This is a genomic window from Methanosarcina sp., from assembly GCF_049706645.1.
Taxonomy (GTDB): Archaea; Halobacteriota; Methanosarcinia; order Methanosarcinales; family Methanosarcinaceae; genus Methanosarcina.
This window is the reverse complement of sequence record NZ_JBNAKP010000021.1, coordinates 138,693-163,888: the sequence shown is the minus strand read 5'-3', so window position 1 is coordinate 163,888 and position 25,196 is coordinate 138,693. Positions and strand designations below refer to the sequence as shown.

Sequence of the window (25,196 nt, the reverse complement as noted above, 5' to 3'; positions counted from 1 at the left end):
TAGCAGATCATGAAAGAAGTTCTTCCCGGACTCATTGCCCTATAATTCGAAAGAAAAAAAGGAAGGAGGATTTCACTCCCGTTAGCTGTAAAATTAACCCTTTGCTGACATCTCTTTGCTCTCTTTTTCAAGCGCGATTTTTAACAAAGCGGCAGCCACATCTACATAAGTGTATTCTTCCTCAATTAGTTTTTCGACCAGGCTACTATACTCCCCCAGGTGCCCTGCATCGACAACTTCTTTAACATTTTCTAAAACCATGTTTGTTCTGATTTCTTCAACGTCACTGATTGAAGGAATTCTTTGAGCTTTAATTTTAGTTTTTGTAAATTGCTGTATCTGCTTTATTCGATATGCTTCCTTGCCGATAACAAAAGTGAACGCAAGCCCGGCTTTTCCTGCCCTGGCTGTTCTTCCGATTCGATGTACGTAATATTCATCATCCGTAGGTATATCATAATTAAAAACAGCCTCGACATCTCCTACATCGATTCCTCGAGCTGCCACGTCGGTTGCTACCAGAATTTCAATCTCGTTCTTTCTGAACCTGGACATGACAATATCCCTTTGCTTCTGTTGCATATCTCCGTGAAGGCCATCAGCCAGATATCCTCTTGTCAGCAGGTCCTCAACCAATTCGTCCACACGTTTTTTCGTATTACAAAATACCACTGATAATTTCAAATTGTAATAATCAATTAAGCGGGCAAGAGCCTCGGTTTTTGCCTGCTGTTTGACTTCAAAATAAAACTGCTCTACATTGGGAACGGTCACTTCCTTATGTACCAGTTTTATCAACTGCGGGTTTTTCTGATATCTTTTTGTCAAATCCAGAATAGATTTAGGCATGGTTGCAGAGAAAAGAATGGTTTGCCTTTTCTCAGGAATTTTCTTGATAATAGTCTCGATATCTTCTCTAAACCCCATGTCCAGCATTTCATCGGCTTCATCCAGTATGATGAATTTTACACTCTCCATTTTCAAAGTGCGCCGGTCCAGATGGTCCATAACGCGTCCGGGGGTTCCGGTAATGATCTGTGCACCTTTCTTTAAAGCTTTAATCTGCCGGTCTATAGGCTGCCCGCCGTAAATGGGTAAGATCTCTATATCCTTCTTATATTTTGAAATCTTTTTGAGCTCTCCTGCTACCTGAATCGCGAGCTCTCTTGTAGGACATAGAATTACAGCCTGTAATGCCTTATTCTTCGGGTCTATACCCTCTAGAACCGAAATTCCAAATGCTGCAGTTTTACCTGTCCCTGTTGGAGCCTGCCCAATTACATCTCTTCCCTGCAACATATAAGGAATGGACTGAGCCTGAATCGTAGTAGTTTCTTCAAAACCCATATCCTCGATTGCCATTTCTATTTCTTTTGATAAATTTAACTCTTTAAACCCTGAACCTGTCATCTTTAATTTCCTCCCTTAATCTCATTTATCGCTTTGAATGCACCGGATATTTCCCCCGTAATCGAAGTATTTGCTGAACTGACTCCTAATAACTTTGAGACTTTTTTCCGCATCTCCTTGCAGATTTGCCAATTTCATCTGAAACGTGGAAAATAAATTGAAAAACAAAATCTCAAATAGCAGGTACAGCTTGTTTTTTATTTTCATTTACTTCTCCCCCAGGCAAGCTAACCGTTTAGCTATCGAATCTTTATAGAAAGTTTCATACTCATTCTCAGAAGTATGAGAAATATGATCTGATAGATAGTATAGTGGATAATAATGATTGATACTATAATGATTGATACTATAATGAAGAATATTATAACAAACGATATAACAGTTTATAAGATGCTTATTTCCTGAATTTTGATGCTTGAGAACTACTTCAATGCATTCTAATTATAAGCCTGGTTGCGCTGCTTTATGGTGCAGTCATCAGTAATTTCTCTCATTCCACCTATTCTCTGAGGAACAACTTATTATTCTGATTTAATACTTGTTTTCTCCTGAAGGAACAGTGAGGGATCATCCAGCTGCTGTCAGGAATCATAAACGAATCTGGATAGCTCAATGATCACTCCGTAAGGCTAAAATCGTATTGTATTAATCTCAGCAGGATTTGTATTCAAGAGGGATATAACTTGATATGCCGTGAGTCATTGCGACAGAAACGCTAAAATTTCTGGACAACGGTATAGTACCCGAAAGCCTTTAATTGTTGAAAATTTTTAACCCATGAAAACATTAATTAGGTTGAGGCAGGTATATCAAACTGCACTGAGGGCACAACCATTAATTATTTGTTGGGCCGATTGGATATAAGAAAATAAGAAAGAGGACAAATAAAAAATCTTACGAACTAAAATTTTTGGGCCTGGGTGCTGCCTTTAAAAGAAAACTCTTTAATAGTGAAACCACGGTCTCAGGGATAGTTCATATTCAGGTGCGAAACTGGACTCTGTAACTTTCAAAAAGGATGGGGGACACATTGTCTAAAATCACTAATAACATATTAAATCTTATAACCTCAATTTCTCTGTTACTACTGGTTTACAGTCTCTTTATTCTCAGGGGAATTCAGCCCGAAGGGTATACAGCCAATATTTATGAGCAGCTTCCTTTCCACTTTTACCTTACTCTGCTCCTTTGTTACCTTTCAGCCTGCGTTCTGCTCCTGGCATACAGGAAAATAATTGCAGTTCTAATATTGTTTCTCGTCCACACAGTGGTGCTGATCACTCCTCATATGCTTGGCTATGTCTCAATAGGCAGGGGAGATAAATTTTCGTACATAGGACTTGCAGGGCAGAGTCCACTTTGTAATATTTCAGGCTTTTCCAATCTTTCTCCGACGGGCCCTCTGTTCGTTTCAGCCCTGGCTCAGGTCTCAGGCCTTGACACGCCGGCACTTTCCTACTTTTTGCCAGTATTTTTTTCAATCATGTTCATTGCTGGAATGTTCCTATTCTATCGGATTTTTATGAGCAGGGAAAAATTAGTCTCAGTAGCCTTTCTCTCCTCGATGATTCCTTACTTTGGGCATTTCCAGACTTCAGCCGTTTCTTGTTACCTGACCTTTTGCCTGGTACCTCTCTACCTTTTTGTGCTGAGAAGCGCGCTTTCGGATAAAAAGAAGGCAATGGCTGTTTGCCTTCTTTTTATGATGCCTTTGATTCCTTTAGCACATCCTTTTATTTTTGCATATCTTGTTTGTTTCTCCCTGCTCCTTACCTTCTCAAGCAAAGTACTGAAGCCCGGATTTCTCCGTAAAATCCTGAGTCTCAACTTTCTCTTCCCTGGTATCTCCCACTCTGCAGGAAAAAAGGTGCCTGTATTCATCTTCCTGTCATTTACCTCGGGAGGCTTTCTGCTCTGTGCGAAATATGCTCCTCAGTTTTTCGATACCTTTACTTCGGACCTTATCTTGCGCGCTAAAATGCTAGTTGCTGCAGGACTTTCCACGGTACCAGGAACGGAAAACGGGTTTCTCGAGTTCGCCCATCTCTTAAATCTCTATTACGGCAAGTACTTTATTCCTTTAATTTTAATTCTTATCAATTCCGTAATCGTATGGCAGAATCGTAAAAGGTTTTGCCACCATTTTATTCGCAGGTATCCCCGCTTCCTGGCACTCTATATCGCAACCTTTTTCCTGGAGCTTGCTTTCCTTTTAAACCCCTTCATTCCATACCCTCCAGATAGGTTTGCAAACTTGAGCTTCATTATTTTTGCTCAGATTCCTTTGTTAGGGTATTCCCTTTACATTATTTTTCTTAGAAAAGGGTATACTCTTGGCCTTGGCTCTGCAGTTCTGGTTCTTTGTCTGCTCTGGACACTGGGGTTCTTCACCTGCTTCAGTTCGCCTTATACAGGTGGAGCTTCGGAAGCGATTTCACAAAATGAGGCAGAAGGAATTCAGTGGCTATCCACGGTAAGAGAAAATTATCCATATATCATGTCTTCCGTAGATAAGGATGGAAGCAGTACCCTTCCAGGCATCCTTAGCAGTAATACGAGTCTGCCGAATGAATTTGCCGAAGGCTCTCAAAAACCTCTTTACGCCCCCAAAAATGATCCTGATAGCGGTAGACCTGTGGAAAAAATAGCAGAAAACCAACCTTTCTATGTTGTCGAAACTACCTTCTCAGAGGCTTTGAATGCCAGGGCGCAGGGATCTGATGAAGCGTCAGTTTCTACCGGCGAAAATACCCTGAAGGCTCAGACCGATTATCCTGTGTACAAGATCTATGATTCCCTTAATATAGAAATTTATGAACATATTCCGTGAGCTCTCCTCCCCGGTTTCATCTGGAAGTCAGGCTTTTGAAGAAGGAGACTTCCCTCCTTAGAATTAAATTTTTTTTCTCTTTTTTAAGGAGGCGACTTCCCACCCTGAAGTTAAATTTTTCTCTTTTTTCTTTTATTACTATCATAGAATTCTCTTTTTTATCATTAAACTATAGATTTCTCTTTCATCTTTTTTTGAATGTATTTGCCAGTAAGAAGCACAATTATAATCAACCCTATAATTTCTGAGATAAAAACTTCCGTAAATTCTGGGTCATACGATCTACTGAAAATTATCATCAGATACTCAATAAAGCTTCCTGAAATTGTGTCTTCTGGAAATCCCCAGCCAAAGAGAGGCCAGAAAAACACTTCAGGGGTATTCCATATCTGGTCTTCAAGAATGTGGCAAAAGGATGCTCCTGCAATAACCAGGAGTTCGGGTTTCTGCTGGCTGTATAGATAATACCCTGCCAGGCCCAGTAGAAAGCCAAAAAGTAAGGTATGCGCAAAAATACGTCCGCTTCCTATAGTTTCGGCAAGGATAATCCTGCCGAGAGGTTTATCGATAATATCCGGAAGGAGCGCCCCGATTACAATCCACGGAACGTTTATCCAGAAGTTATTTTTTGAGGATAAGCGGCTGAGTAAATAAAAAATTCCCAGGGTAATCCCAATATGTCCGAAAATAAACATCAGACTAAAAATAGTTATTTGTTTATAATTATTTTGCGGCCGGCCTGCCCGATAACCTGCCGGCACAAACTTCCAGTTTTATATCAAACCGGACTCCTCACGCCTGACATTCAGCTACAAGTTTTTCTACCAGTTCCTGCCGGATTGTAGTTCTTCTGTCTCCTCCGCAGACCATACCCCGGACACCGATAATATCCGGCCCTATCCTTTCAAGCATCGGAAGATCCTCAAATCTCAGGGAACCGGCAATTGCGTTTTCAAGTCCGTACTCATGGGCAAGGTCAGTAAATCTTTTAAGTTCTTTCTCATCCATGAATTCAAAGGTAGATTTTCCATCCTTGATTGCCGTATCAACCATTACTACATCTACCCCAGCTTCTGCGGCGATTGAAGGAAGCAACAGTGGAGAAATTGAATTGATGCGCTTGTAGTCCGAATATCCCGAGGCAACGACTTTCTTTGTCGGGTCATAATCCTTTACAGCTCGTGTTATTTTTGTGAGGAGTTCAAAGGCCTGGTCTTCAGTCTGGATATCGTAAAGGCCAACTTTAATGTAATCTGCTCCTGCAACTGCTGCCCCGAATGCTGCAAGGGAAGCAGTTCCCGGTTTGTAATTAAAATCTCCTATGGTCGCGCTTATAGGCTGTCTGCCGTCTACAGCTTCTTTTACATCCCTTATTATCCACGGGAAATTCGCACCAAGTGAACCTTCTTTGGGGTTTTTGACATCCACAATGTCTGCGCCGCCTCTGGAAGCAATAATTGCTTCCTCTCTATTGATTGGACTTACAAGCAGTTTCATAAAAATCCTCTAACTAAACATCGAATTGGATCTTACCATGAATATTATTCTTTTTATACAATACTCTTTATTTTATATTTTTTTATAGGATGATGCAGCTATTGAATAAGTATGTTCCGAGTAATTTTTGTGATGGATCTATTTAACCGTAGCGTAGTTCTTGCAAAGGGCGGTGTCAGGGAAAAATACCGTCCGGTTTCAGATTCAAGTACTATATGTAGCAACTCGGACCCCGTGGAGATAGTTGAACTCCTGCATCCCAGGGAAGTCTATATTGCCGACCTTAATATGCTTCAGGGCAGAGGCCCTCTCGAAACTAATGCCGGAGTAATCAGGGAGGTAAGTTTAAGGGCGGACACAATGCTTGATTTCGGCATCTCATCTCCACAGGATGTGGATAAGGCCCTTTCCATTGCAGGGGCCGCTGTAATAGGTACAGAGACAGGTATGCTTTCGGCAATAAAGGATGCAGCTTCTGGAAACCCTGGAAGGATCAGTGTCAGCATTGATCTAAAGCATGGTAAAGTCCTTAAAAAGGACCCGGAACTTCCTGAATCCCCTTTTGAAATCGTAAAATTGTTAAATAATTTTCCCTTAAAAGACCTTATTTTCCTTGACCTTGACCGCGTTGGGACAGCCTCAGGTTTTGATCCTGAGTTTCTTCGAAAACTGGTTGAATGTTCCAGGCACAGTGTGCTCCTTGCAGGAGGTGTCAAGGATATGGAGGATCTTTTTACTCTTGATAAGCTCGGGATAAAAGGAGCCCTGGTTGCTACTGCCGTTCATTCGGGACTGGTTCCTCCAGCCGTGCTGAGTGCAGGGCTTAAATCGGATAATAAAAAATAACCAGACTATTGGGAATGCTTTTTATTTCAGCCCTTATATGTCTTGTATATAATCGAGTATCTTTGTATTCGAACAGCAGATTCCACTTAAAACCAGGAGATTGTGAGGTTACAGTATGGTAAAGAAAGATACGTCTGAAGAGAACATTGAAGAAAACACTGAGGAGAAAAGCGGAGACGGATATGTGGAAATTAAGATGGGAGGCGGCTGGTATATGACGATCTCCCTTGCACACAGCGACCGCTTTGAGAAGGAATATGTCGAACTCGCAAAGGAACGGGGTGGCGTAAAAAAATCAAGGTTCAACCTTAACCCGACCCATGTCAGGATGTTAGGAGAAGCCCTGATCAAATTTGCTGACGATAATGGGCTCTAAAAGAATATACTCTCGGATTTAATTTTATATCTCTGTATCTGGTCAGTTCCTGTTCAGGAACTCCAGTACTTTTTTGGCGACTTCCTTTTCTATGTATTCAGGAGAGCGGGAAGCATCTATTATAATAAAACGTTCAGGATCTTCTGCCGCAACCCTTAGAAAAATCTCCCTGACTCCCCGTAAGAGCTCTAATTTTTCAAACTTGCTTTGCTCTCCTCGTTTCCCACAGCGCTCAATTGAAACTTCGGGCACGATATCAAAAAGAATGGTCAGATCCGGAACAATGGTCCAGCCTCGGTGCAGATTCTTTACCCATTCAATAGGATTTTCCAGGCGGGTTTTCAGGGTTACGCCCTGGTAAGCATATCGGCTGTCGGAATAGCGGTCAGAAATTACAATTTTTCCATTTTCAAGCGCAGGCTTTACAAGTTTTGCCAGATGTTCGGCATGGTCAGCTGTAAAAAGGAAGAGCTCGGCAAGCTGGTCGGTATCCGACTGGATGGCTTTTTCCACGGCATCTCCAGTCAGAGTGCCTCTTGTCGGTTCTCTGGTGAAAACAGGCCCAAAGGCCTTAATTTCAGGATTTTTCCGAAGCTTTTCCGCAACCGTGCTTTTGCCCGAGCCGTCAATGCCCTCAAGTGTAATCAGTTTCCCTCTCATAAGTACCGTCTTTTTTCTTTAGAGATTTTTAGTGAAACGCATTATCTGTATTTATACTCTACAGGCTTTCCGGACTCATAATAAGATCCCAATTCCATGTATAACTGGCGAGTCAGGGCAGGAACCCCAGATAAAATAAGCATCTATTTATGCAATATTAAAAATAACTTAGAGTAATGACTGTAATAGGAGTTATTACGCGGGGCAAATACGGGCACCGCTTGATTGACACTGTGAAAGAGCACAGCGATTTTTCAATCGTGACTGCTGATCTGCCTGAATTCGTGCCTGTGTTTATTGAAGAGCCTGATGAATTTCTGGAAAATATTAATTTCGACAAACGTATTTTCTCTGCCGAAATTATAATTACTTATTCTCTGCATCCGGATCTGACATCTGCAATTGCAAGGCTTGCGGCAGAGGCTGGGGTGCGCTCCCTTATAGTTCCAGGTGGGCCATCCAGGGCTTCAGTCCCCGAACTCAAGAAGCTCTCCGAACTTTCAGGCATGGATATCGAGGTAGATGAGATCTGCTGCAGCCTTGAGCCCAACGCTTTCAACAGGCCATTTACGGATATTTTTGGGTCTCCTATATTGAAAATAAAGACAAAAGACGGAAAAATTGCCAAGGTGGAGGTAATAAGAGGAGCTCCATGCGGGAGTACCTGGCATATGGCAAAAGAGATCGTTGGAATGCCGGTAAAAGACGCACCCCCCAGAGCCGGGCTGTATATCCAGCATCACCCTTGTAGGGCGGCACGCGGAGACCTTGGAGGAATCCATGAGTCAGGGGAACTGCATAAACAGGCATTCATAAAAGCTCTTGAGAATGAGGAATGATTATATATTCTTTGAAAAAATATATTCTAAATATGACCGGAAAGTGGGACCCAGCTTTTCGTTTTTGAAAAGCCCTTACTTCTTGTCCTGCCTGGTATCCAGTTATTTACGGGGGTGAAAGAGATTACTTCCCTATCTATCTCAGAAGATTCAGGGCCCGAAGAACTTGAGTCACTAGCAGTTGCGGTGCATTCGGTCATTGGACTTCCTACGACCATTCGCAGTCTCAAACGAAAAGGGCTTCGCCTTGAAAAAGGGGAAATCCTTGACAGGGACTACACAGGGCCTGTGCTTGAAAAAGTATTGAAAACAAACAAAGTTGCCCACGAAGTTCCTACAGAAGGCGTATACAGGGGAAAACATGTGGTTGTTGCTCCCATTCGCTCTAAAGACGGGAAAGTTATTGCAGCTCTCGGGATTGTGGACATACTGGCTACTATAGACCTCCCTTCGGTCTTTCAGGAGTACACATCGGTACTGCAAGAAGTTGAAGATGCAAAGAAATAAAAGCTGTTAAAATAACGGCCGGATATTGGAAGATGAATTGAAAAAAAGTAGTTGTTGGAGGGTCTGTCCCCGTTAATTTCCCAGGGAAATTCTTTGCTCCTCCAATTAAGCTTCGGGTTTCAAACCTTAAGTTTCTCGGGGATTTACTCTGGCTTCTCGTATAATTTTACTTTTTTCAGCAGGGTACCATTCTTTGCATGGGGTTGCCTGAGAACGGTATCATTGGATTTCTCAATTTCCCTGGCCTGTGCTGCAAGCTGCGCGGCAGCTCCCATTATCTCGTGTCCGGCTGCGGCTGTCAGGCAAACCTGGTCGATTTCTTTTAACATGAAACATGCAGGGAAGTTAACCTGTGCGACTTTTTCAGCCATGTGAAGGGCAGCAAGAGCCTTTGCTTTTGCATAAGGGTTTGCGAAGCCTGCATGCTCAACACATTTTTCAGGTTTTGCAAAAATGTGTGGAAGCTCCAGTTCCTTTCCGGATCTTCCGGAAGCAACCTGGTCGGTTACCTTATCCAGTTCTTCCTGAATGAGTCTAACAACACCACAAACGGATAGCACTTTCATTGCATCGGAATTGAAGGATGCCATCTCCACGGAATCAAGGAACTCTCTCTTTGCTCCGATAAGAGGGTCTACCGGGAGGATAATATATCCGAAACCTTCCTGCTCAAGAGCCTCTCTGGCTTCTTTCTTTGTTGGACCATCTGAGACCACAATGCAGGGAACATCCTTCCATATTTCACGAGCTGCTGTGGGGCCCGGAGCTGCTGCGTTAGGGCTGATAATTACCACGAAGTCCGCATTCCACTGCTTGAATCTTTCAGTATCTGCAGCGTCGGCAGGGCCCATCTTGGCACCTGTACCAAATGCACGTACCGTAATTCCCTCTCTAGCTGCAATTTCATCCTGGATCAGATTGATAACCTGGCTCATTCCCAGGTTGCCCATTTTTATAAAACCTATGTTGACCATTTTTCTCAAAATCCTGTGTTAACCAATTTCTTCAATAATGGAATTCCTAAAGGGTTTATAATCCTTTTGGCAAGCTTCGCTCCTTATCAAACTTATTTTATAAATATATATGCTATTTATAATTATTATTCAGTACGTTTCCGTTCCCCTCCGAAAAGCTTAAAAGGGATGTGATTTATTTCACTCAAAAACGTTGACATCAATGCTGTTGTTTTGTGGTTTTGTTTCACAGGACCCGTATTATAATTTGAAAACTTTATCCGTTGGTGGGCTTTTAATGTCAGGGCAAATGTATTATACTAAGTTGCGGGGGTACCTCTGAAGAAGGTACACCAGGCAGCATGCCCTTTTTCGGGAAATTATCCCGCTATATCTAATAGTTATTCAGGTCCAGGTTTTGATTGAGTGAACTGTCCTACGCATAATTCTACTGAAAACAAAATGATTGTTTTTGATATGGATAGCACCCTTATAGACGCTGAGACTATCGATGAGCTCGCCAGGGCTGCAGGTGTTGTAAGCAAAGTAGAGGAGATTACGAAGAAAGCGATGTATGGAGACCTTGATTTCGAGCAAGCGCTTATTGAAAGGGTCAGGCTTCTTAAGGGACTTTCCTTTGAAACTGCCCTTGATGCGGTAGACCAGATCGATCTGATGCCGGGAGCGGCAGAACTTATCCTCTATGTCAAAAGTAGGGGCTATAAAACTGCAATGATCTCCGGCGGATTTACCATCTCTGCCGATACGATAGGCAGGGTGCTTGGCATCGATTACGTTGTTTCCAACGAACTGCTTGTGGAAGACGGCTGCCTTACAGGCAAAGTTGTCGGCCCCATCACACAGAGCGATTCAAAAGCAAAGGTTTTCGAGGAACTTACCCGGCTCAACGGAGTCCGGCCGGAGCAATGTGTGGTTGTCGGGGACGGTGCAAACGACGCCTGTATCTTTGAGAGGGCAGGTTTTGCCATAGCTTTCAATCCCAAGCCCATCCTGAGGGAGTATGCGGACGTGGTCATAACAAAAAAAGATCTTAGAGCCGTTATCCCTGTTCTTGAATCTCTTTCTTATCAATGTTGTAATCAGGCACAGCATGTCGACATCGAACAGTAGAACTACTAAAATGCCAGCTTTTTTGCTGGACCGGGAGGCACAATAAGAGATGCTAAAAGAACTGCAGAAAAAAAGATCAGATTTGAAGGACATTTCTGAAGAATCCAAGGAAAAGAGAAATACTTTAAACGCAGAGGCCAGTGCCCTTGCTGCAAAGCGTAACGACCTGAACAAGAAGACGAAAGACCTTATCAACGAAGCCCAGGAATTAAAGGTTCTCAGGGACGAAATTAATGAAAAGGTCAGCGAATACAAGAACAAACGCGATGATACCAACGCCACGGCAAACGAGCTCTTCGCAAAGGCCGATTCCATCAGGAAGCAGAATAACCTAGGCGGCCCCTCGATCAAAGCCCTGAGAAAAGATATCGACCGTCTTGAGTTTGCCCAGCAGACTGAAGTCCTGAGCGCGACCAAGGAAAGGGAACTCGTTGGCAAGATCACTCAGCTTCAAAAGCAGTATCAGGTCAAAAAAGTCCAGCTCGAGAGCAACCTCGAACTGAAGAATATTCTGGACGAAGCCCAGAAGATCCGAGATGAAGCCTCAGAATTCCACAACGAGCTGGCTGAGTATGCCAGGCAGGCTCAGGAATATCATGAGAAGATGATTACCGCTTTCAAAGAGGCTGACAGAACCCGGGCAGAGTCTGACATTGCCCACAGGGAATTTGTAAAAGCCCAGGAAGCAGCTGACGAACAGCACAAGGTTTTCATTAATGCCCAGAAGGAAATTAGGGACCTTGACAAAGAAATCTTCAAGCTCAAGAAGAAAGACAAAGAAGGAAAATCCCGCGTTGTCAAGTCCGAACTTCAGAAGGATGCCAAGTCCATCTTCGAAAAGTTCAAGGGCGGAGCAAAACTCACCACCGAAGACCTGATGACTCTTCAGAGATCGGGTTTAGTCTAATTCATCTCACAAAAAAAATATTCAGCTGAAAAGCTTCAATTTCCGTTGCAGGTATATTTCAACCTGCATCTCCATTTTTCCGGTTCATTCCGGCCCATTCTGTACCTGTTACTGATCCTGTTTTTATCAGACTGACTTTTCTATACTCCGGTATTCTATATTTCAGTGTCTTAAACCCAGACTACCCAGACTTCGCTAGCTACAGCTATTGATTTCAAAAAAAGTAAATTTCAAAAAGTAAAGAGGCAAAACTAAATATAAAAAGGCAGAACCGAAGATAAAAATGCAGAACTATGAAATTGGAGAAGCAGAATTATAACTCTATTTATATTTTACTCTGGAATTTTAGTAATTATTACAATTTACTCTTAAATTTTCAATAATTACACGGATTTCACTCTAAAATTTTGATAATTACCTTATAAATATCCCGAATTACTTTAAAACTTTCAGCAATGATCTCCAGTTTACTCTGAAAGCTTCAGATATTTCTCCCTGAACTCGGGGTTTCTCATAAGGCAGCACTTTGCATTATATGCAGGGTCCTCCCTGATCTTTTTCCAGATATCCTTTACCCTATCTCTATGGACATTTCCATAGGGTATCGGGATACAGGCACAGGGAAGAATATTCCCTTCCGGGGTAATATGGAGCCACTTGCGGCCTGCCATGCAGCCTGTAGTCCTCATGACCTGTGGGATAGGGAATACTCTGGGGCCTTCTTTCTCCCTGGCTCTGGAAACGAAATTATCAAATTTTCTCAGGTCTTTTGGAGTCATGATTTCGGAGGCGTGATCCATCCACCTGCCAGTAGGGACTATTTCGTAGAAGGAAAGTTCGTGGACTTCGAGCTCGGATGCAAGAGCATACAGCTCTTCAAGTTCGTTTACATTATCCCTGGAAAGCACCACATATATATTTACGAGCAGCCCTGCCTTAATACCATTTTTAACGGCATCGACCGCACTTTTAAAAACTCCTTTCCTACCCCTTACGTAATCGTGTTTATCTTCGTACGCGCTGTCAAAACTAACAGTAAGGGAATAAAGGCCTGCTTCTTTGAGGCGGCTGGCACGCTCTTCGGTCAGCCCTACCCCTGAGGTGAACATGCCTGTAATGGCTTTTTCAGGGTCCACATACTTTATCAGGTCTTCCAGACCCTGATAGGTCAGGGGCTCCCCTCCGTCAAAGATCACGAAAGTTGTGCCCATTTCAAGCACCTGGTCGATTGTGGATTTTACGGTTTCAGGGGTAAGTTTTTTCCGGTTTTTGGTGTCAGGCAAAGCGCAGTGGATACAATTGTTCGGGCATTCTTCAGTTATGGATATAGTTACCTGGTCCGGAATCGCTTTTCCCAGAATGGAAGAAAGCTGGCTTTTTACCAGGCGGTTAAAACCCGTGCTTGGCATCGGAGGCATCCATGTTGAGCAGATGAGTCTGTCTGCCTCGACTTTTGCAGGCTTTTCGCCTTCAAAAAGTGAGAGGTTTTTCTCAAGACTTTTTCTCATAAGGATGGACGCAGCCCCGCTGGTTTTCATCCTCATGTGTCCGTCTTCGATTTCGGTATAAACTCTGAGAAAGGGGCTTTTATAGAAATCGTATTGCATATTTCTTCCTGCACCTGGTATTTGATGCTTATGTCCGTATAAATGCTGTTCTCTTTTGCTATTTTAAATTTCAGTTCATCTGTTCCTGAGGAGTGCCGCACACTTTAAGATTGCAGAGGGTTTTTTCTTTAGCATGAATGCAAAAACCTGCATCGCCTGCTCAACTGAGCTTCCATGGATAAATGAAAGATCCTCCTTTTCAAAGACCTTTACCATCTCATCGATTTCCCGATCCGTCATTTTCCTGAGGGTTTCAAGCCCTATCCGTCCCAGGTAGTGCTCAGCCTTAAATTCTTTTTCCCAGATCTTCCTGTACTCTAACAGGGCAGATTTTGAGACATCTCCTTTTCTTATGGCGTCTGCAGCCACATCTCCGCATATCTGGCCTGCCCTCATTGCATAGCCTATTCCGGACTGACCTGCTGCTCCGCCAGCAACCATTATCCCGTCGGTTATGTACTCCTTTGGAATTGTTACTATTGGGTCTCCGCCTGAAAGTTTTCTTACAACTTCAAGCTCTTCGAGCCCTTTAAGTCTTTTGAAATTTTCAACCCAGGCATTGAGGTAAGGCGTTGCGTCCGTTCCACATCTACGCACATAAGCTCCGATTGCGGCATTATCGCCTCCTCTTGGGGCGTATGTAGTCTTCCAACCAGGGGCGTGATTCCCTACGTAATATTCAAACATCTTCGGTTTCCCAAGTCCGGGACTTCTGATATCCAGTTCAATTCCCCAGGCAATATCCTCAGGGTGTTTCATCGTCTTCAGGTCCAGAAAGGAAGCAATTTTTGAATTTACACCGTCGGAGATAATAACCAGTTTTGAGGTGAATACCCCCGCAGAGGTGTTGACAGTAAAGTTCTCTCCTTCCCTATGAATCTCCTGAACTTTTACTCCTTTTCGAAGGTCTACGCCGGTTTTCATTATTTTCTTCGCATAAAACCTGTCGAATGCTGTTTTATCAATAGCGTACCCGGGAGCTTCAACCTCAACCGTCCTTCCTGAAGGGGAAATCATCTTCATGCCTTTCAGATAATGCACCACATAAGAAGGGTCTGCCTTCTCTCCGCATTTATCGAGCATCCCCTTAAAAAAAGAATTTGCAGGATGGGGCAGGTGCCCGATTTCCTCTTTTTTTTCCAGTAAAAGAACTGAAGACCCTTTTTCGCAGGCGTTCCTCGCAGCCATCAGCCCTGCAGGAGATGCCCCTATTACAATAATATCCGCGTCCATTTTTTCTCTACCTTTTTACCAGAAAATGGAAGTGTAAGCCCCTGCATAAATGCACAGTGCCACATCAAGAATCATTGACCCGAACATGATTGCTCTATAATTTGAGCCGTTAAGGAAGAGCTTGCCGCCTCTTTCCGGGGTAGGGTTTTTGATGAAATCGAAACACTGGGAAAGCATCCAGAATCCTGAAGCAAGGGCTCCTGCAAAATATACAGGGCCAAGCTGAGCTGACCAGCCTATGATTATGGAGGCGATAACTCCCACAATCCACCAGAAAGTAACGAACCTGGCAGTAAATGGAATTCCAAAGGTAACAGGCATGGTAGGGGCACCTTTCAATCTGTCTCCCTCTACATCTCTGGAAACTCCTCCAAGGGTAAAGGCCCAATCCGTGACGCATATCATTAGCCCTAAGCAGATAGCCGGCAAGGGGAGAAACACTCCGTCGCTGCCTTTCAGGATTCCTGCCGGGTCAAAAGCAAGCCAGATGCCAACAGGCACTAACCCGTAGGAAATACCAACCGGTAAGAAGCTCAGAAAGGTATTCCTTTTTGCAAAGATTGAATAAACAGTAATGGTACCAGCTGCAATAAAAAGGATAAACAGGGACTCAGGGTTCAGATAAGCGGCTGCTGCACCCGCGATTACTAGTAAAAATACAGCGTAGGAAAGCGCAGAGCTCTTTGAAACTCTGGAAGAGGGCAGAGGGCGGCCAGGCAGGTTGATAGTATCGATATCGATGTCGCAGCAGTCATTGAAAACGTATGAGCTTGTAATGGCTGCAAAGCCGCCGATTACCGCGATCAGGAAGGGGAGAAATTCAGGAAGCCCTCCGGTTGCCAGATAGGAAGCAAGGATTGCACTCGAGGCAGGTAGGGTAAGGTCCATGTAGTAGAGTTCGGGTCTCAGCAAGCGCAGATAAGGGCTGAGTTCGCCGATTCTTGCTGTAAGGGACAATAGTTTCACCTAGACTTTTCCGGTTTATACGGGGATTTTAATCAGAATTTTGTAATTTGGCTTTTTCCCTGTTTAGAGGGTTCTTTGCAGATAATTCTATAAAGGTTTGCACCTCAAAAAAGTTTTCTTTTTATCTTTTTGAGGCAGATTTGATTCTGAGCAAGTCTGAGAGACTCACAGGATATCCGGCCCCGTTAATGAGCTCTTCAATATTTACTCTTTTCTCCAGTCTTCCCTGTATACAAGTTTTGCTCTTTTGCTTATCTCTTCAATCAGCGGATGCCTGAATTCCTTCTCGCAAATAAAAGTAAACTCGGCTTCCGGGTTCAGCTCCATCAGTTTAAGCGTATTCGAAAGAGCTGTGTCAAGAGCTTCGTAATCCGGAAATTTCGGAACTTCGGCATTGAAAGGATACACTTCTTCCATTTCGGCAGGAAATGCCCCGAAAGGCGCTTTGAAGATAAGAAGCTGGTCGTAATCTTTCTCTCCTTTTACCGGGCCTGTCCTGATAATTACCGAGCCTTGCAGGCTGAACCTTTCCAGCCGTTTTCCAAAACGCAGGACTTCAGGGCGAGAAGCGGATTCGGGCCCGCAGTAGAAAAAGGTGCCTTTTGTAGCCGGATCAAACTGCTCGAGCCAGGGGGAATGGGTATAGAATTTCTTCAACCCGTCAAGAAGTTTAGGATGGGCACGGCAGCGCTGCTCAACAAGTTCGAGTAGTTTTCCATCCTTGATGCACTGTTTAATCAGCCGGATCTCAGCGAAGGTCGCGTAAAGGTTATGCCTTCCCAGAAGCTCTTCCCGGTTGTCGGCTTTTTTCAATTCGTCTGCGCTGTATCTTGAACAGACCGGACAGGAGCAGGGCAGGTAATTCAGTTTTTCAATATGGTAAGTCCCGTTTACAGTAATATAGCGCCCGTCCTTGGCGTAAAGGGCATAAGCTGCCGAATCAAAAAGGTCACAGCCCAGGGCTACTGCAAGGGCGAACATCGTGGGATGCCCCGCCCCGAAAAGGTGAACCGGAGAAGCCGGAGAAAGCCCCTTTTTGGATGCCACAATCACGTCAACAAGTTCCGCGTAACGGTAGGCTTCCATGAGCGGAACAACGGCTCCCAGGGGATAAACTTCAAAATTGAGACCTTTGAGGTGAGAAGCAGCTTTTTCCCTCAGTTCGGGATAAGTCGAACCCTGAACCGGGCCTGCAAGAAGCTGCTCGCCCTGGACAAATTTGCGGGCTGCTTCCAGCCTTTCGGCTGTGATTGCAAGCTCATCTACAGCTCTCCTGTAGTGAACATCAGGAGGCGTCGGAATGTCCAGCGGGACAATAATGTCGCTTCCGATCTTTTGCTGGAACCCGAGAATTTCCTCATTCGTAACTTCCACGGATCCGTATACGGAAAGCTGGAAGGAACCTGAGTCCGTCATAATGGGCCCGTCAAAATCCAGGAGCCTGTGCAGCCCTTTCTCAAGAGCGACATTTCTCAGTTCTTCCTTGCGGTAGATGATATAGGAATTGGTGATCAGGATCTCTGCCCCGAAGTTTCGCATTTCTTTCGGAGGGATAAGCTGAATATTTGGATTAACTACAGGCATAACGGTGGGTGTCTCAACGATCCCGTGGGGAGTCCTGAGCCTTCCTATCCTGCCGCCTGCATCCTTATCGAGAATTTCGAATATTGCTGACATGCCGGGGTTATACATGCCTCTCAGATATATTTATCTTTGGGAACTGGCGAGAACCCAGGGCAAACTCTGGCGAATCACCCGAGCTTCCTCACCAATCTCAAACGAAAGCTGAATCGCCTTATTATGGAAATTGAGTTTTCCCCTGATTTTTCCTGCTTTAATCTTCTTTGGCTCGCGGCATGGCAATAATTTCCCTGACCTGAAGGGAAAAGAAATCACCGCTATGGGCTGGCCTGAGTACGAGGGCTACATCTGCACCCCATCTTGTGCCCCCTATCGCTATAATCTCCGTGTTGTCGGAAACAGGGATATGGCCTGAATCGGCTGCCATAATTGCAACTTCGATAGCTACCTTGAAACCTTTCCCGAAGAGAGACCTGAGAGCGTCCGAAATCATTTCCACTCTGGAATAACCTCCAAATTTTTTCGTAATTGAGCGTTCTACTCCTGAGAATATATGGGATTGAGTGGTTATTACGGCTCCAAGTTCTTCAAGCTTCTTTTTGTATTCTTCTTGTACTTCCCATTCGCCTTTTTCCTTCTGCCCGTACTGGTGGCTTATCCCAATAACCTTTATATCACTGCCCTTTACCGCTTCTGCCATTTTTAGCGCGGTTTTTCCGCTGGTGCTTGCCACTACGATATGGGATATCCGGAGTTCTGCCGCCCTTTTCGCTGCCGCTTCAATAACGGCTTCCGTATTCGACTCTCCTACATTGTCGAAATAGAGAATAGACTTTTCCATGAATTTTTCTCCTCCTGTATCAGGATTTTACTTTTTTCTATGAGCTCTTTTCTACGGTTTCCCTTATCTATTATATTTTTCCCATCTGCGATCTCTATAGAACCCTGTTTCTGTCAGGCTTTTCATCGGAGAAAGGAAGCCTGATTTACTATAATTCTTTCATCTGAATTATTTTTCCTTGTCAGGAGAAAGGATATATATCAAAAAGATTCTCTTTTTATCAAAAAGAGGGTTATGGTGGCCGGAAGCTCGGGACATTGAATACTTTTATGTTAACGTACGTGCAGGACATTGCGTAGACCCGGGCTGCTGAGAAACTTGTTTATCTAGGATTAGGTTAGATATAGTCATAGGGGTTGTATTTCGCCGAGGTGGTTATTTGTCAAATACAGATTATGACAACAATGATGTGAAGATTATTACCAAACCTGTACAGTCAAAAAATCCTGTTTTGATTGAAGGTTTTCCCGGAATCGGGCTTGTGGGGAATATTGCAAGTCAGCATATGATAGAAGAATTGAAAATGGAATATATCGGCTCTATTGAATCAAGGTATTTCCCCTCGATTGCAGTGCTTTATGAGGGGCTTATAAATATGCCTGTGAGGATTTACGAGAATGTGGATCACAATCTGATTGTTGTGATCTCCGATATTCCTATCAGTCACACTGTCTCCTACGATGTTAGTAATGCTCTGGTGGACTGGGCTGAGTCTATTAATGTAAGAGAAATTGCTTCCATTGCAGGGATTGCCATAATGGACGGTGGGCATAAAGTCTTCGGGGCAGCCACCACTCCGGAGATGCTGGATAAAATCAGGGAAAAGGTAGAAGTTTTCCAGATGGGAACTATTTCCGGGATTTCGGGCAGTGTAATGGCTGAATGTCTGCTGCGCGGAATTCCTGCATTTAGCCTGCTTGGTGCTACCAGAACCCAGAATCCTGATCCAAGGGCTGCTTCTGCTGTTGTTGAAGTCTTAAACGAGTTATATGGGCTTTCAATAAGTACGGTTCGGCTTATAGAGCAGGCCGAACGCATAGAGATCGAACTCCAGAGGCTTGCTGAAGATGTTCAGACTACAGAGCAGAAAGGAGAAGTAAAGAAGGAGTTCCCAATGTACGGGTGATCCCATGGAGTACATCGCGTTAACAGGAATTGCTGATTCTCTTATCGAGGTTCTGAAGAAACACAATCTCAGGACTCTTGAGATTCGGAATCCTCAAAATTTCGTAGGAGTACTCGGGCTCAATGCAGGAGATAGCGTTCTCCTGACATCTACCAGCCTTCAGGATCTCACGGATGGGACCCCGGGTCTCATAGCAAAGGTTGTACAGAAGCAGGTTTCGGTCCATTCCGTTGTCAGTTCGAACAATCTGTACATCGAAGAGCGAGAAGCTATGTCAGCCCGCATCCAGCTTGAGTGCAGGTGCATGGCAAGGGTAAGAAATGTTATTTCAAACGAGCTTGGTAAACCAGTCCGGGTAGACGCCAGGGAAATTTCCTGCTATGAAGCCAGATAATAATTTTTACTGGTTATCATACATTTAGCAGTTTAGTAATACTCTATTTAAAAAACTTTAAAAACGTCTTTTTTAATTTTTGAAATAACCTGGTTTGAAAAAAGATTTTTGAGAAAGGGTTTCTGAAAATTCTTCTAAAAAAGGTTTATGAAAGTTCTTTGAGAAAAGATTTTTGAAAATTCTTCTGAAAAGTATATCTTAAGCACTCTTTCTGAATAAAGATACCTGAAAAAATTTCTCTAAAAACTTCTCTAAATGAAGTATCCTGAAATTATAATGAAAGGTTCTAAAAAAAAGGTTCAGGATGCTGGAAATTCCGGCAATCCTGGATTCATATTCTAAATCTTTACATATCTTCAGGCATTTCGCCGCCAGGACCGCCTGCGCCAGGGCCTGCTCTTCCTGCACCGGATGAGGCAATTACATCATCGATCCTGAGAATCATGATTGCGGCTTCGGTAGCTGCATTGATTGCCTGGGTCTTGATCCTGAGAGGTTCGACAACGTTATTTTCGAACATGTCCTCGATCTTGCCGGTGTATACATTGAGTCCTGCACGCTTGTTGCCCTTCTCGTGCTGGGAGCGCATTTCCACAAGCATATCGATCGGGTCAAGCCCTGCATTTTCTGCAAGGGTGTGAGGAATGATCTCGAGGGACTCGGCGAATTTCGTTACAGCAAGCTGTTCCCTGCCTTTAAGGGTTGCTGCGTATTCCTTGAGCCTGAGGGACAGTTCGATTTCAGGTGAGCCGCCGCCCACAACGATCTTCTGGTCTTCGAGAGCAACACCCACGACTCTGAGTGCATCTTCGAGGGCTCTCTCAATTCCTTCAACTACATGCTCGGTTCCGCCGCGAAGGAGAATTGAGGTGGTCTTGCTGTCTTTGCAGCCTGTAACAAAGGTCATTCTGGAACCGGTGACGTCCTTTTCTTCCACGAGACCGGCATAGCCAAGGTCGGATTCTTCGATCTCATCCATGCTTGTAATGATCTTTGCGCCTGTTGCCCTCGAAAGCTTGTCCATATCGCTTTTCTTAACCCTGCGCATGGCAAAGATGCCCGCTTTTGTCAGGTAATACTGTGCGAGATCATCAATACCCTTCTGGCAGAAGACCACGTTTGCGCCTGTCCTTATCACTTTTTCCACAATTTCCCTGAGCATGGCTTCTTCCTGATCTAAGAAGAGCTGCATCTGGTCAGGGGTGGTAATCTTTATTTCGGCTTTGGTCTCGGTCTTCTTGAGTTCGATGGGCACACTTAAAAGCAGAACTTTTGCATTCTCCACGATTTCCGGCATAGCTGTGTGAACGCGTTCTTTATCAACGATTACACCTTCGATAATTTCGGAGTCTCCGATGCTTCCGCCTGGCCTCTTTTCGGTCTTGATATCCTCGATATCAACAGTGATCTTCCCATCTTCACTTACCTCAACAACGGACTTAACAGCCTTAACAGCTAGCATGGAAAGATGATCCTTATGGGCCTCTGCACCCTTTCCTGTGATGGCTGTGGCTGCAAGTTTTTCGAGAGTCTCAGTGTCTTCAGGAGATGCACTGATAGTGATCGTTTCCAAGATCTTTGTAGCCTGATCTGCCGCAAGCCTGTACCCGCTTGCAATTACCGTGGGGTGGACTCCGCTTTCCAGCAGGTCTTCTGCCTTTGTCAGGAATTCCCCTGCAAGTACGGCTGCGGTGGTGGTTCCGTCTCCGACTTCGGCGTCCTGGGTCTTGGCTACTTCCACGATCATCTTTGCACCTGGGTGCTCGATGTCCATTTCTTTGAGGATTGTTGCTCCGTCGTTGGTGATAACAACATCACCCATGGAGTCTACAAGCATCTTGTCCATACCCTTGGGCCCAAGAGTGGTCCTCACCGCTTCAGCAACCGCTTTTGCGGCCATAATATTGTTGTGCTGGGCGTCGGAACCATGGGTTCTCTTGCTGCCCTCTCTTAAAATAAAAATCGGTTGTGCTGCCAAACTTCAATCTCCTTTATAATGATATGAATTTCTATGAATTTTTATCAGTGGTATTTCTGAGCACGTTATCTTTGTGCGTAATTTTTCCTATTCTTAATGCAAGCACTTCTATATAAGAATTCCTCTGGGGCGCAGGTTCTGGATTTGCAAAACAAAGTCTTCTGGATCTCTTTATACCTCTTTCGGGGTGTTTTTCCAGGTATATTAAGTCGAAAACTTCAGGCTCTGGATTTGGGGATCACCTGTTATAAAAAATCCTGCGGCGGGCAGGTAATGAAAAGCGTCTGTTGGAAGATTCTGGCTTTACATAAAAAAGTAACCTTCCAGTAACTTTTAGAAATGTCAGGTTCTAAAAAAATGAGCAAAGAGGCGCTGAAATCTTCCCTTCTCCTTCTACTTATTCCGCGCAAGCTCTGTGCAAAGAACCCTCAATGTGTTTTTATATACTCAATCATGCGCGGAGTAAGCAACGGCATCAACTCTGGTAGCATATTAGGCATCAAGTTATCCATAGCCTTCGGCATCAGGTCAGGAAGCTGCTCCCTCATGTAATCGGGCATAGGAACTCTCCTCTCTACGGCTTTGAGCATGTCAGGCATGACTTTTGGCATAACCAGCGGCATGAGCCTGGGCATCATAACCGGCATCATCGGTTTCATCAGAGCGTCCATGCCTGGCACATATTTGACCAGCTTCATCATGGCAGGAAGAGGTGCAGGCATCGCTGCCATCATCTGGGGCATGAGTTCAACCATCAGGTCGGTCATATTCTCAGGCTGCATAAGGGCGATCATCTTTTCAAAGGGAACCCATGATTCCAGAGTATAGTTTGTAGAGTCAGGGATGCTGTATCCAAGGCTCCTGGCTACCAGGGCGCCCAGATCCTGAGCCTCTATATTAAGGTTGTTTTCCTGGGCTGCCACGCGGAACTGGAAAATACAGCACGGGCAAAGCGCTGCAATAATATCGGCTTTAACGTCAAGGGCTTCCTGGAGTCTCATGTCTCCCAGTTTGTATGCAACCGGCGGCTCGGCAATAAGGCTTACAACAGAACCGCAGCAGTGAGCTCTTTCACGGTTGTGTTCAAGTTCCCTGAACTGGATTCCGGGAATTGCTTTCAATAGTTCCCTGGGCGGCTCGTATATTTCGCCTCCTGCCCTGCCAAGGTGGCAGGAATCGTGCCAGGCTACCACTTTATCCAGAGGCTGCTTGAACTTCGGCTTGAGGATATCAAGGCGGTCCATGAGAACTTCAGAGTAATGTTTTGTCTCAAGGCCGTATTCCATACCCAGCTTTTTCGCCCACTGGGGATAGACCGTATGCCACATGAGCCAGCAGGCAGGGCAGGAAGTGATTACGGTTTTTACGCCTCTCTTTTTCATGTTCGAGACATTCAACCTCATTATCTTTTCAAAAACGTCCCACCTTCCGGCAACAAGCATGGGAATTCCGCAGCAGGCTTCCTTATCAAAAAGGCCTGTAAACTCTATTCCTGCATCGTCAAGCATGCGGACAGCCCCTACAGCCACGTCGTTCTCAACAAAAGATGCCGTACAGCCTGCAAAATAAGCGTATTCAGCTTTATCCTTCATCTTCGCCCGAATATCTTCCGGAATCCATTTGTCCCGATCTTTCCTGTAATTTGCCCAGATATTTCGCTCTTTAAGGAGGCTTGCAGCCATAATTTCAAAGGGCGGGAAGGTCATCTTTTTTTCTTCTCCAACCAGCTTTCCGCGCATGGTCATCCAGGCATGTTCTATCGGCATATCCAGCTCACAGCGGGAGTCACACATCTGGCAGGTGGTGCAGCCAAGGAAAGTATTTGTCTGTCTCTGGTCAAGCTTTTCCCGGCCTGCCAGGTATTCCTTGATAAAAAACCATTTTCCACGTGGTGACTGGGACTCCCAGCCCCTGCCGTAATACTGGTCGCACTCGCTCACACAGTACCCGCACTGAGAGCAGGAATAGGCAAGTTCTGCCACTTCTCCCGGGATCTCCTTCTCGTCCTTGAAGGAAACCTTCCCGATTCCTGACAGGTTTCCGGCTATCCTGCCAAAAGGTTCGAAGGCAGAGCCCATTGATACGGCTGTGTTCAGGAACCTTTTTCCTTCCAGAGTCTCAGGATTCATAATCCCGTTGGGATCGAATCCTTTTCTCAGGGCTTCGATTTCAGCAAGCCTGTCCCCAAAAATACTTTTCCTCTTTGAGGCGAAGAAAAGCCCTGAAGAATAAGCTCTTCCGTCGTTTTCTTCGGCAATTTTCAAAATGCTCAGGGAGAGAGCAAAAGCCGTGTTAAACAGAACAGAGCGTTCCGAATGGCGCATGAAACACAGCAGCACGACATTTCCGTCGCTTATGATCATGCCTTCGGTAAGCACAGGCAGTTTGATTCTTTTCCCGATTTCCTCAAAAACCCTGTCCATTTTCTCAAGCGGCACCAGGATTTCTGCCGGGATAAACGAAGGACCAAGCCGCTTTACTTTCATGGATTTGAACCATTCATCGGTCTCGTGTTTTGCAATTTCTTCCGGAAGGATTGTGCCGCCCGCGCTTTCGATTGCTTCCTTCAGGCCGGAAACATCCCTAGAGGCAGGATACATAAAAGTCGAAACGTAAGTGACTGGCAGTACAGGCCTGTCTTTATCCACGACATCTCCATAGTGGAGTTTCCTGGGCGCTTTATTCTTCATATCGGCCCATTCGGGGTTCAGGAAAGAAATTGACCAGAGAGGAATATTCTTCCTTCTGATGTTTTCGACCGCTTGTTTCAGGGCTGAAGCGCTTGGGAAACTGGCAGAAACGGCTTTTCTAGTTTCGAACTTCTGGACTTTCAGGGTTATTTCGGTGACAATGCCTGTGGTTCCCATTGTCCCTATTAACTTTTTCAGTTCATGGCCTGAAAACTCCCGGATTTCTCCTGTGGGGAGAACAACCCTGGCTTTTTCCATGCTCTCATGGCCCCAGCCGAACTCATAACTTCCGTAACCGGCTCCGCTCTGGCCCAACCAGCCTCCAACTGTCGAAGAAGGAGCGCTTGAAGGAATTGCTCTTACCGAAAGCCCGCTTTCTTTCAGTTTTCTCTCCAGTTTTTCCCAGATTATCCCGCTCTGCACAACCGCTTCCTGCCCTTCGGGATCGATACTTATTACTTTATTTAATGATGTAACATCGGCAACTATTCCTCCCTTTGTCGGAATTACCCCTCCATATCCTGAAGAAGCTCCTGCACGGGGTATAACCGGAATCCTGTGCCTGTTTGCAAATTCGAGAAGCTTTACTGCGTCTTCTTCGGTGCGGATTTTTACAACCGCTGCAGGGTCGGTGTTCCCAATTACTCTCTTGACAAGCGGGGGTAAAGCTCCTATATCATGATTATAATAGTGACGTTCGCGTTTGTCAAGATTGACATATTCCCCAAAGAGTTTGGAAAGTTCCCTTTTCTGAACTTCTGAAAGTTCCGACACGCGGCTTATCATTACTTTTTCTCCTGATCTGGCTGATTTGCAGACACTTT

22 protein-coding genes are annotated in these 25,196 nt (G+C 44.7%); 9 read left to right on the top strand and 13 right to left on the bottom strand.

Annotated elements, in window-relative coordinates; genetic code table 11:
* Window positions 1–93: 93 nt before the first annotated feature.
* Window positions 94–1,410 (bottom strand): DEAD/DEAH box helicase, encoded by a 1,317-nt coding sequence (locus tag ACPK8D_RS09225; RefSeq protein WP_424717560.1) that lies wholly within the window; start codon window positions 1,408–1,410, stop codon window positions 94–96.
* Between the two features lie 1,030 nt (window positions 1,411–2,440).
* On the opposite strand from ACPK8D_RS09225, the gene ACPK8D_RS09220 reads away from it, so the two are divergent.
* Window positions 2,441–4,240, top strand: a complete 1,800-nt coding sequence (locus ACPK8D_RS09220; protein ID WP_424717559.1) for a hypothetical protein — start codon at window positions 2,441–2,443, stop codon at window positions 4,238–4,240.
* 16 nt (window positions 4,241–4,256) lie between these two features.
* On the opposite strand, the gene ACPK8D_RS09215 is transcribed toward ACPK8D_RS09220, so the two are convergent.
* The 3 genes from ACPK8D_RS09215 to ACPK8D_RS09205 form a co-directional block, all read right to left on the bottom strand.
* Window positions 4,257–4,385 carry a hypothetical protein gene (locus tag ACPK8D_RS09215; RefSeq protein ID WP_424717558.1) on the bottom strand — a complete coding sequence of 43 codons (129 nt, stop codon included), beginning with the start codon at window positions 4,383–4,385 and terminating at the stop codon, window positions 4,257–4,259.
* A gap of 19 nt (window positions 4,386–4,404) precedes the next feature.
* A complete protein-coding gene (locus ACPK8D_RS09210; protein WP_424717557.1) occupies window positions 4,405–4,935 on the bottom strand; it encodes a metal-dependent hydrolase in 531 nt (176 codons plus the stop codon).
* 97 nt (window positions 4,936–5,032) lie between these two features.
* Entirely contained in the window at window positions 5,033–5,737 is a 705-nt protein-coding gene (locus ACPK8D_RS09205; RefSeq protein ID WP_424717556.1) for a (5-formylfuran-3-yl)methyl phosphate synthase, read from the bottom strand.
* Window positions 5,738–5,848: 111 nt separating this feature from the next.
* Between ACPK8D_RS09205 and ACPK8D_RS09200 the strand changes: the two genes are divergently transcribed.
* Together ACPK8D_RS09200 and ACPK8D_RS09195 are read left to right on the top strand one after the other, a co-directional pair.
* Window positions 5,849–6,583 (top strand): HisA/HisF-related TIM barrel protein, encoded by a 735-nt coding sequence (locus tag ACPK8D_RS09200; RefSeq protein WP_424717555.1) that lies wholly within the window; start codon window positions 5,849–5,851, stop codon window positions 6,581–6,583.
* A 115-nt stretch (window positions 6,584–6,698) separates the two neighbouring features.
* Window positions 6,699–6,959 (top strand): hypothetical protein, encoded by a 261-nt coding sequence (locus ACPK8D_RS09195; RefSeq protein ID WP_424717554.1) that lies wholly within the window; start codon window positions 6,699–6,701, stop codon window positions 6,957–6,959.
* 42 nt (window positions 6,960–7,001) lie between these two features.
* Here the strand turns inward: ACPK8D_RS09195 and tmk are convergent, their stop codons facing one another.
* Window positions 7,002–7,619 carry a dTMP kinase gene (gene tmk / locus ACPK8D_RS09190; protein ID WP_424717553.1) on the bottom strand — a complete coding sequence of 206 codons (618 nt, stop codon included), beginning with the start codon at window positions 7,617–7,619 and terminating at the stop codon, window positions 7,002–7,004.
* A gap of 176 nt (window positions 7,620–7,795) precedes the next feature.
* Between tmk and ACPK8D_RS09185 the strand changes: the two genes are divergently transcribed.
* Complete coding sequence (locus ACPK8D_RS09185; protein WP_424717552.1) at window positions 7,796–8,458, top strand: DUF166 domain-containing protein; 663 nt, start codon at window positions 7,796–7,798, stop codon at window positions 8,456–8,458.
* A 114-nt stretch (window positions 8,459–8,572) separates the two neighbouring features.
* Window positions 8,573–8,965 (top strand): DUF2111 domain-containing protein, encoded by a 393-nt coding sequence (locus tag ACPK8D_RS09180; protein ID WP_424717551.1) that lies wholly within the window; start codon window positions 8,573–8,575, stop codon window positions 8,963–8,965.
* A 143-nt stretch (window positions 8,966–9,108) separates the two neighbouring features.
* Here the strand turns inward: ACPK8D_RS09180 and ACPK8D_RS09175 are convergent, their stop codons facing one another.
* The gene (locus ACPK8D_RS09175; RefSeq protein WP_424717550.1) at window positions 9,109–9,939 is read right to left on the bottom strand and encodes a F420-dependent methylenetetrahydromethanopterin dehydrogenase; all 831 of its coding nucleotides are present in this window, start codon (window positions 9,937–9,939) and stop codon (window positions 9,109–9,111) included.
* 405 nt (window positions 9,940–10,344) lie between these two features.
* Between ACPK8D_RS09175 and serB the strand changes: the two genes are divergently transcribed.
* Window positions 10,345–11,049: a phosphoserine phosphatase SerB gene (gene serB, locus ACPK8D_RS09170; RefSeq protein ID WP_424717549.1), complete on the top strand. Its 705-nt coding sequence runs from the start codon at window positions 10,345–10,347 to the stop codon at window positions 11,047–11,049.
* Between the two features lie 49 nt (window positions 11,050–11,098).
* Window positions 11,099–11,956: a coiled-coil protein gene (locus ACPK8D_RS09165; RefSeq protein ID WP_424717548.1), complete on the top strand. Its 858-nt coding sequence runs from the start codon at window positions 11,099–11,101 to the stop codon at window positions 11,954–11,956.
* A 467-nt stretch (window positions 11,957–12,423) separates the two neighbouring features.
* On the opposite strand, the gene ACPK8D_RS09160 is transcribed toward ACPK8D_RS09165, so the two are convergent.
* From ACPK8D_RS09160 to ACPK8D_RS09140, 5 genes are all read right to left on the bottom strand, one after another.
* Window positions 12,424–13,563 carry a radical SAM protein gene (locus ACPK8D_RS09160; protein ID WP_424717547.1) on the bottom strand — a complete coding sequence of 380 codons (1,140 nt, stop codon included), beginning with the start codon at window positions 13,561–13,563 and terminating at the stop codon, window positions 12,424–12,426.
* A 75-nt stretch (window positions 13,564–13,638) separates the two neighbouring features.
* Window positions 13,639–14,796 (bottom strand): NAD(P)/FAD-dependent oxidoreductase, encoded by a 1,158-nt coding sequence (locus tag ACPK8D_RS09155; RefSeq protein WP_424717546.1) that lies wholly within the window; start codon window positions 14,794–14,796, stop codon window positions 13,639–13,641.
* Between the two features lie 15 nt (window positions 14,797–14,811).
* Window positions 14,812–15,753, bottom strand: a complete 942-nt coding sequence (locus ACPK8D_RS09150; RefSeq protein WP_424717545.1) for a UbiA prenyltransferase family protein — start codon at window positions 15,751–15,753, stop codon at window positions 14,812–14,814.
* A gap of 213 nt (window positions 15,754–15,966) precedes the next feature.
* Window positions 15,967–17,439 (bottom strand): tRNA guanosine(15) transglycosylase TgtA, encoded by a 1,473-nt coding sequence (gene tgtA, locus ACPK8D_RS09145; RefSeq protein WP_424717544.1) that lies wholly within the window; start codon window positions 17,437–17,439, stop codon window positions 15,967–15,969.
* A gap of 157 nt (window positions 17,440–17,596) precedes the next feature.
* The gene (locus ACPK8D_RS09140; RefSeq protein WP_424717543.1) at window positions 17,597–18,184 is read right to left on the bottom strand and encodes a pyruvate kinase alpha/beta domain-containing protein; all 588 of its coding nucleotides are present in this window, start codon (window positions 18,182–18,184) and stop codon (window positions 17,597–17,599) included.
* 379 nt (window positions 18,185–18,563) lie between these two features.
* Here ACPK8D_RS09140 and ACPK8D_RS09135 point away from each other — a divergent pair, with 379 nt between their 5' ends.
* Both ACPK8D_RS09135 and ACPK8D_RS09130 read left to right on the top strand, forming a co-directional pair.
* Complete coding sequence (locus tag ACPK8D_RS09135) at window positions 18,564–19,310, top strand: proteasome assembly chaperone family protein (RefSeq protein ID WP_424717542.1); 747 nt, start codon at window positions 18,564–18,566, stop codon at window positions 19,308–19,310.
* Between the two features lie 4 nt (window positions 19,311–19,314).
* Window positions 19,315–19,704, top strand: a complete 390-nt coding sequence (locus tag ACPK8D_RS09130) for a DUF473 domain-containing protein (RefSeq protein ID WP_424717541.1) — start codon at window positions 19,315–19,317, stop codon at window positions 19,702–19,704.
* Window positions 19,705–20,050: 346 nt separating this feature from the next.
* On the opposite strand, the gene thsB is transcribed toward ACPK8D_RS09130, so the two are convergent.
* Together thsB and ACPK8D_RS09120 are read right to left on the bottom strand one after the other, a co-directional pair.
* Window positions 20,051–21,682, bottom strand: coding sequence for a thermosome subunit beta (gene thsB, locus ACPK8D_RS09125; RefSeq protein WP_424717540.1), 1,632 nt, complete (start codon window positions 21,680–21,682; stop codon window positions 20,051–20,053).
* A 428-nt stretch (window positions 21,683–22,110) separates the two neighbouring features.
* Window positions 22,111–25,158 (bottom strand): FAD-binding and (Fe-S)-binding domain-containing protein, encoded by a 3,048-nt coding sequence (locus tag ACPK8D_RS09120; protein WP_424717539.1) that lies wholly within the window; start codon window positions 25,156–25,158, stop codon window positions 22,111–22,113.
* Window positions 25,159–25,196 lie beyond the last annotated feature (38 nt).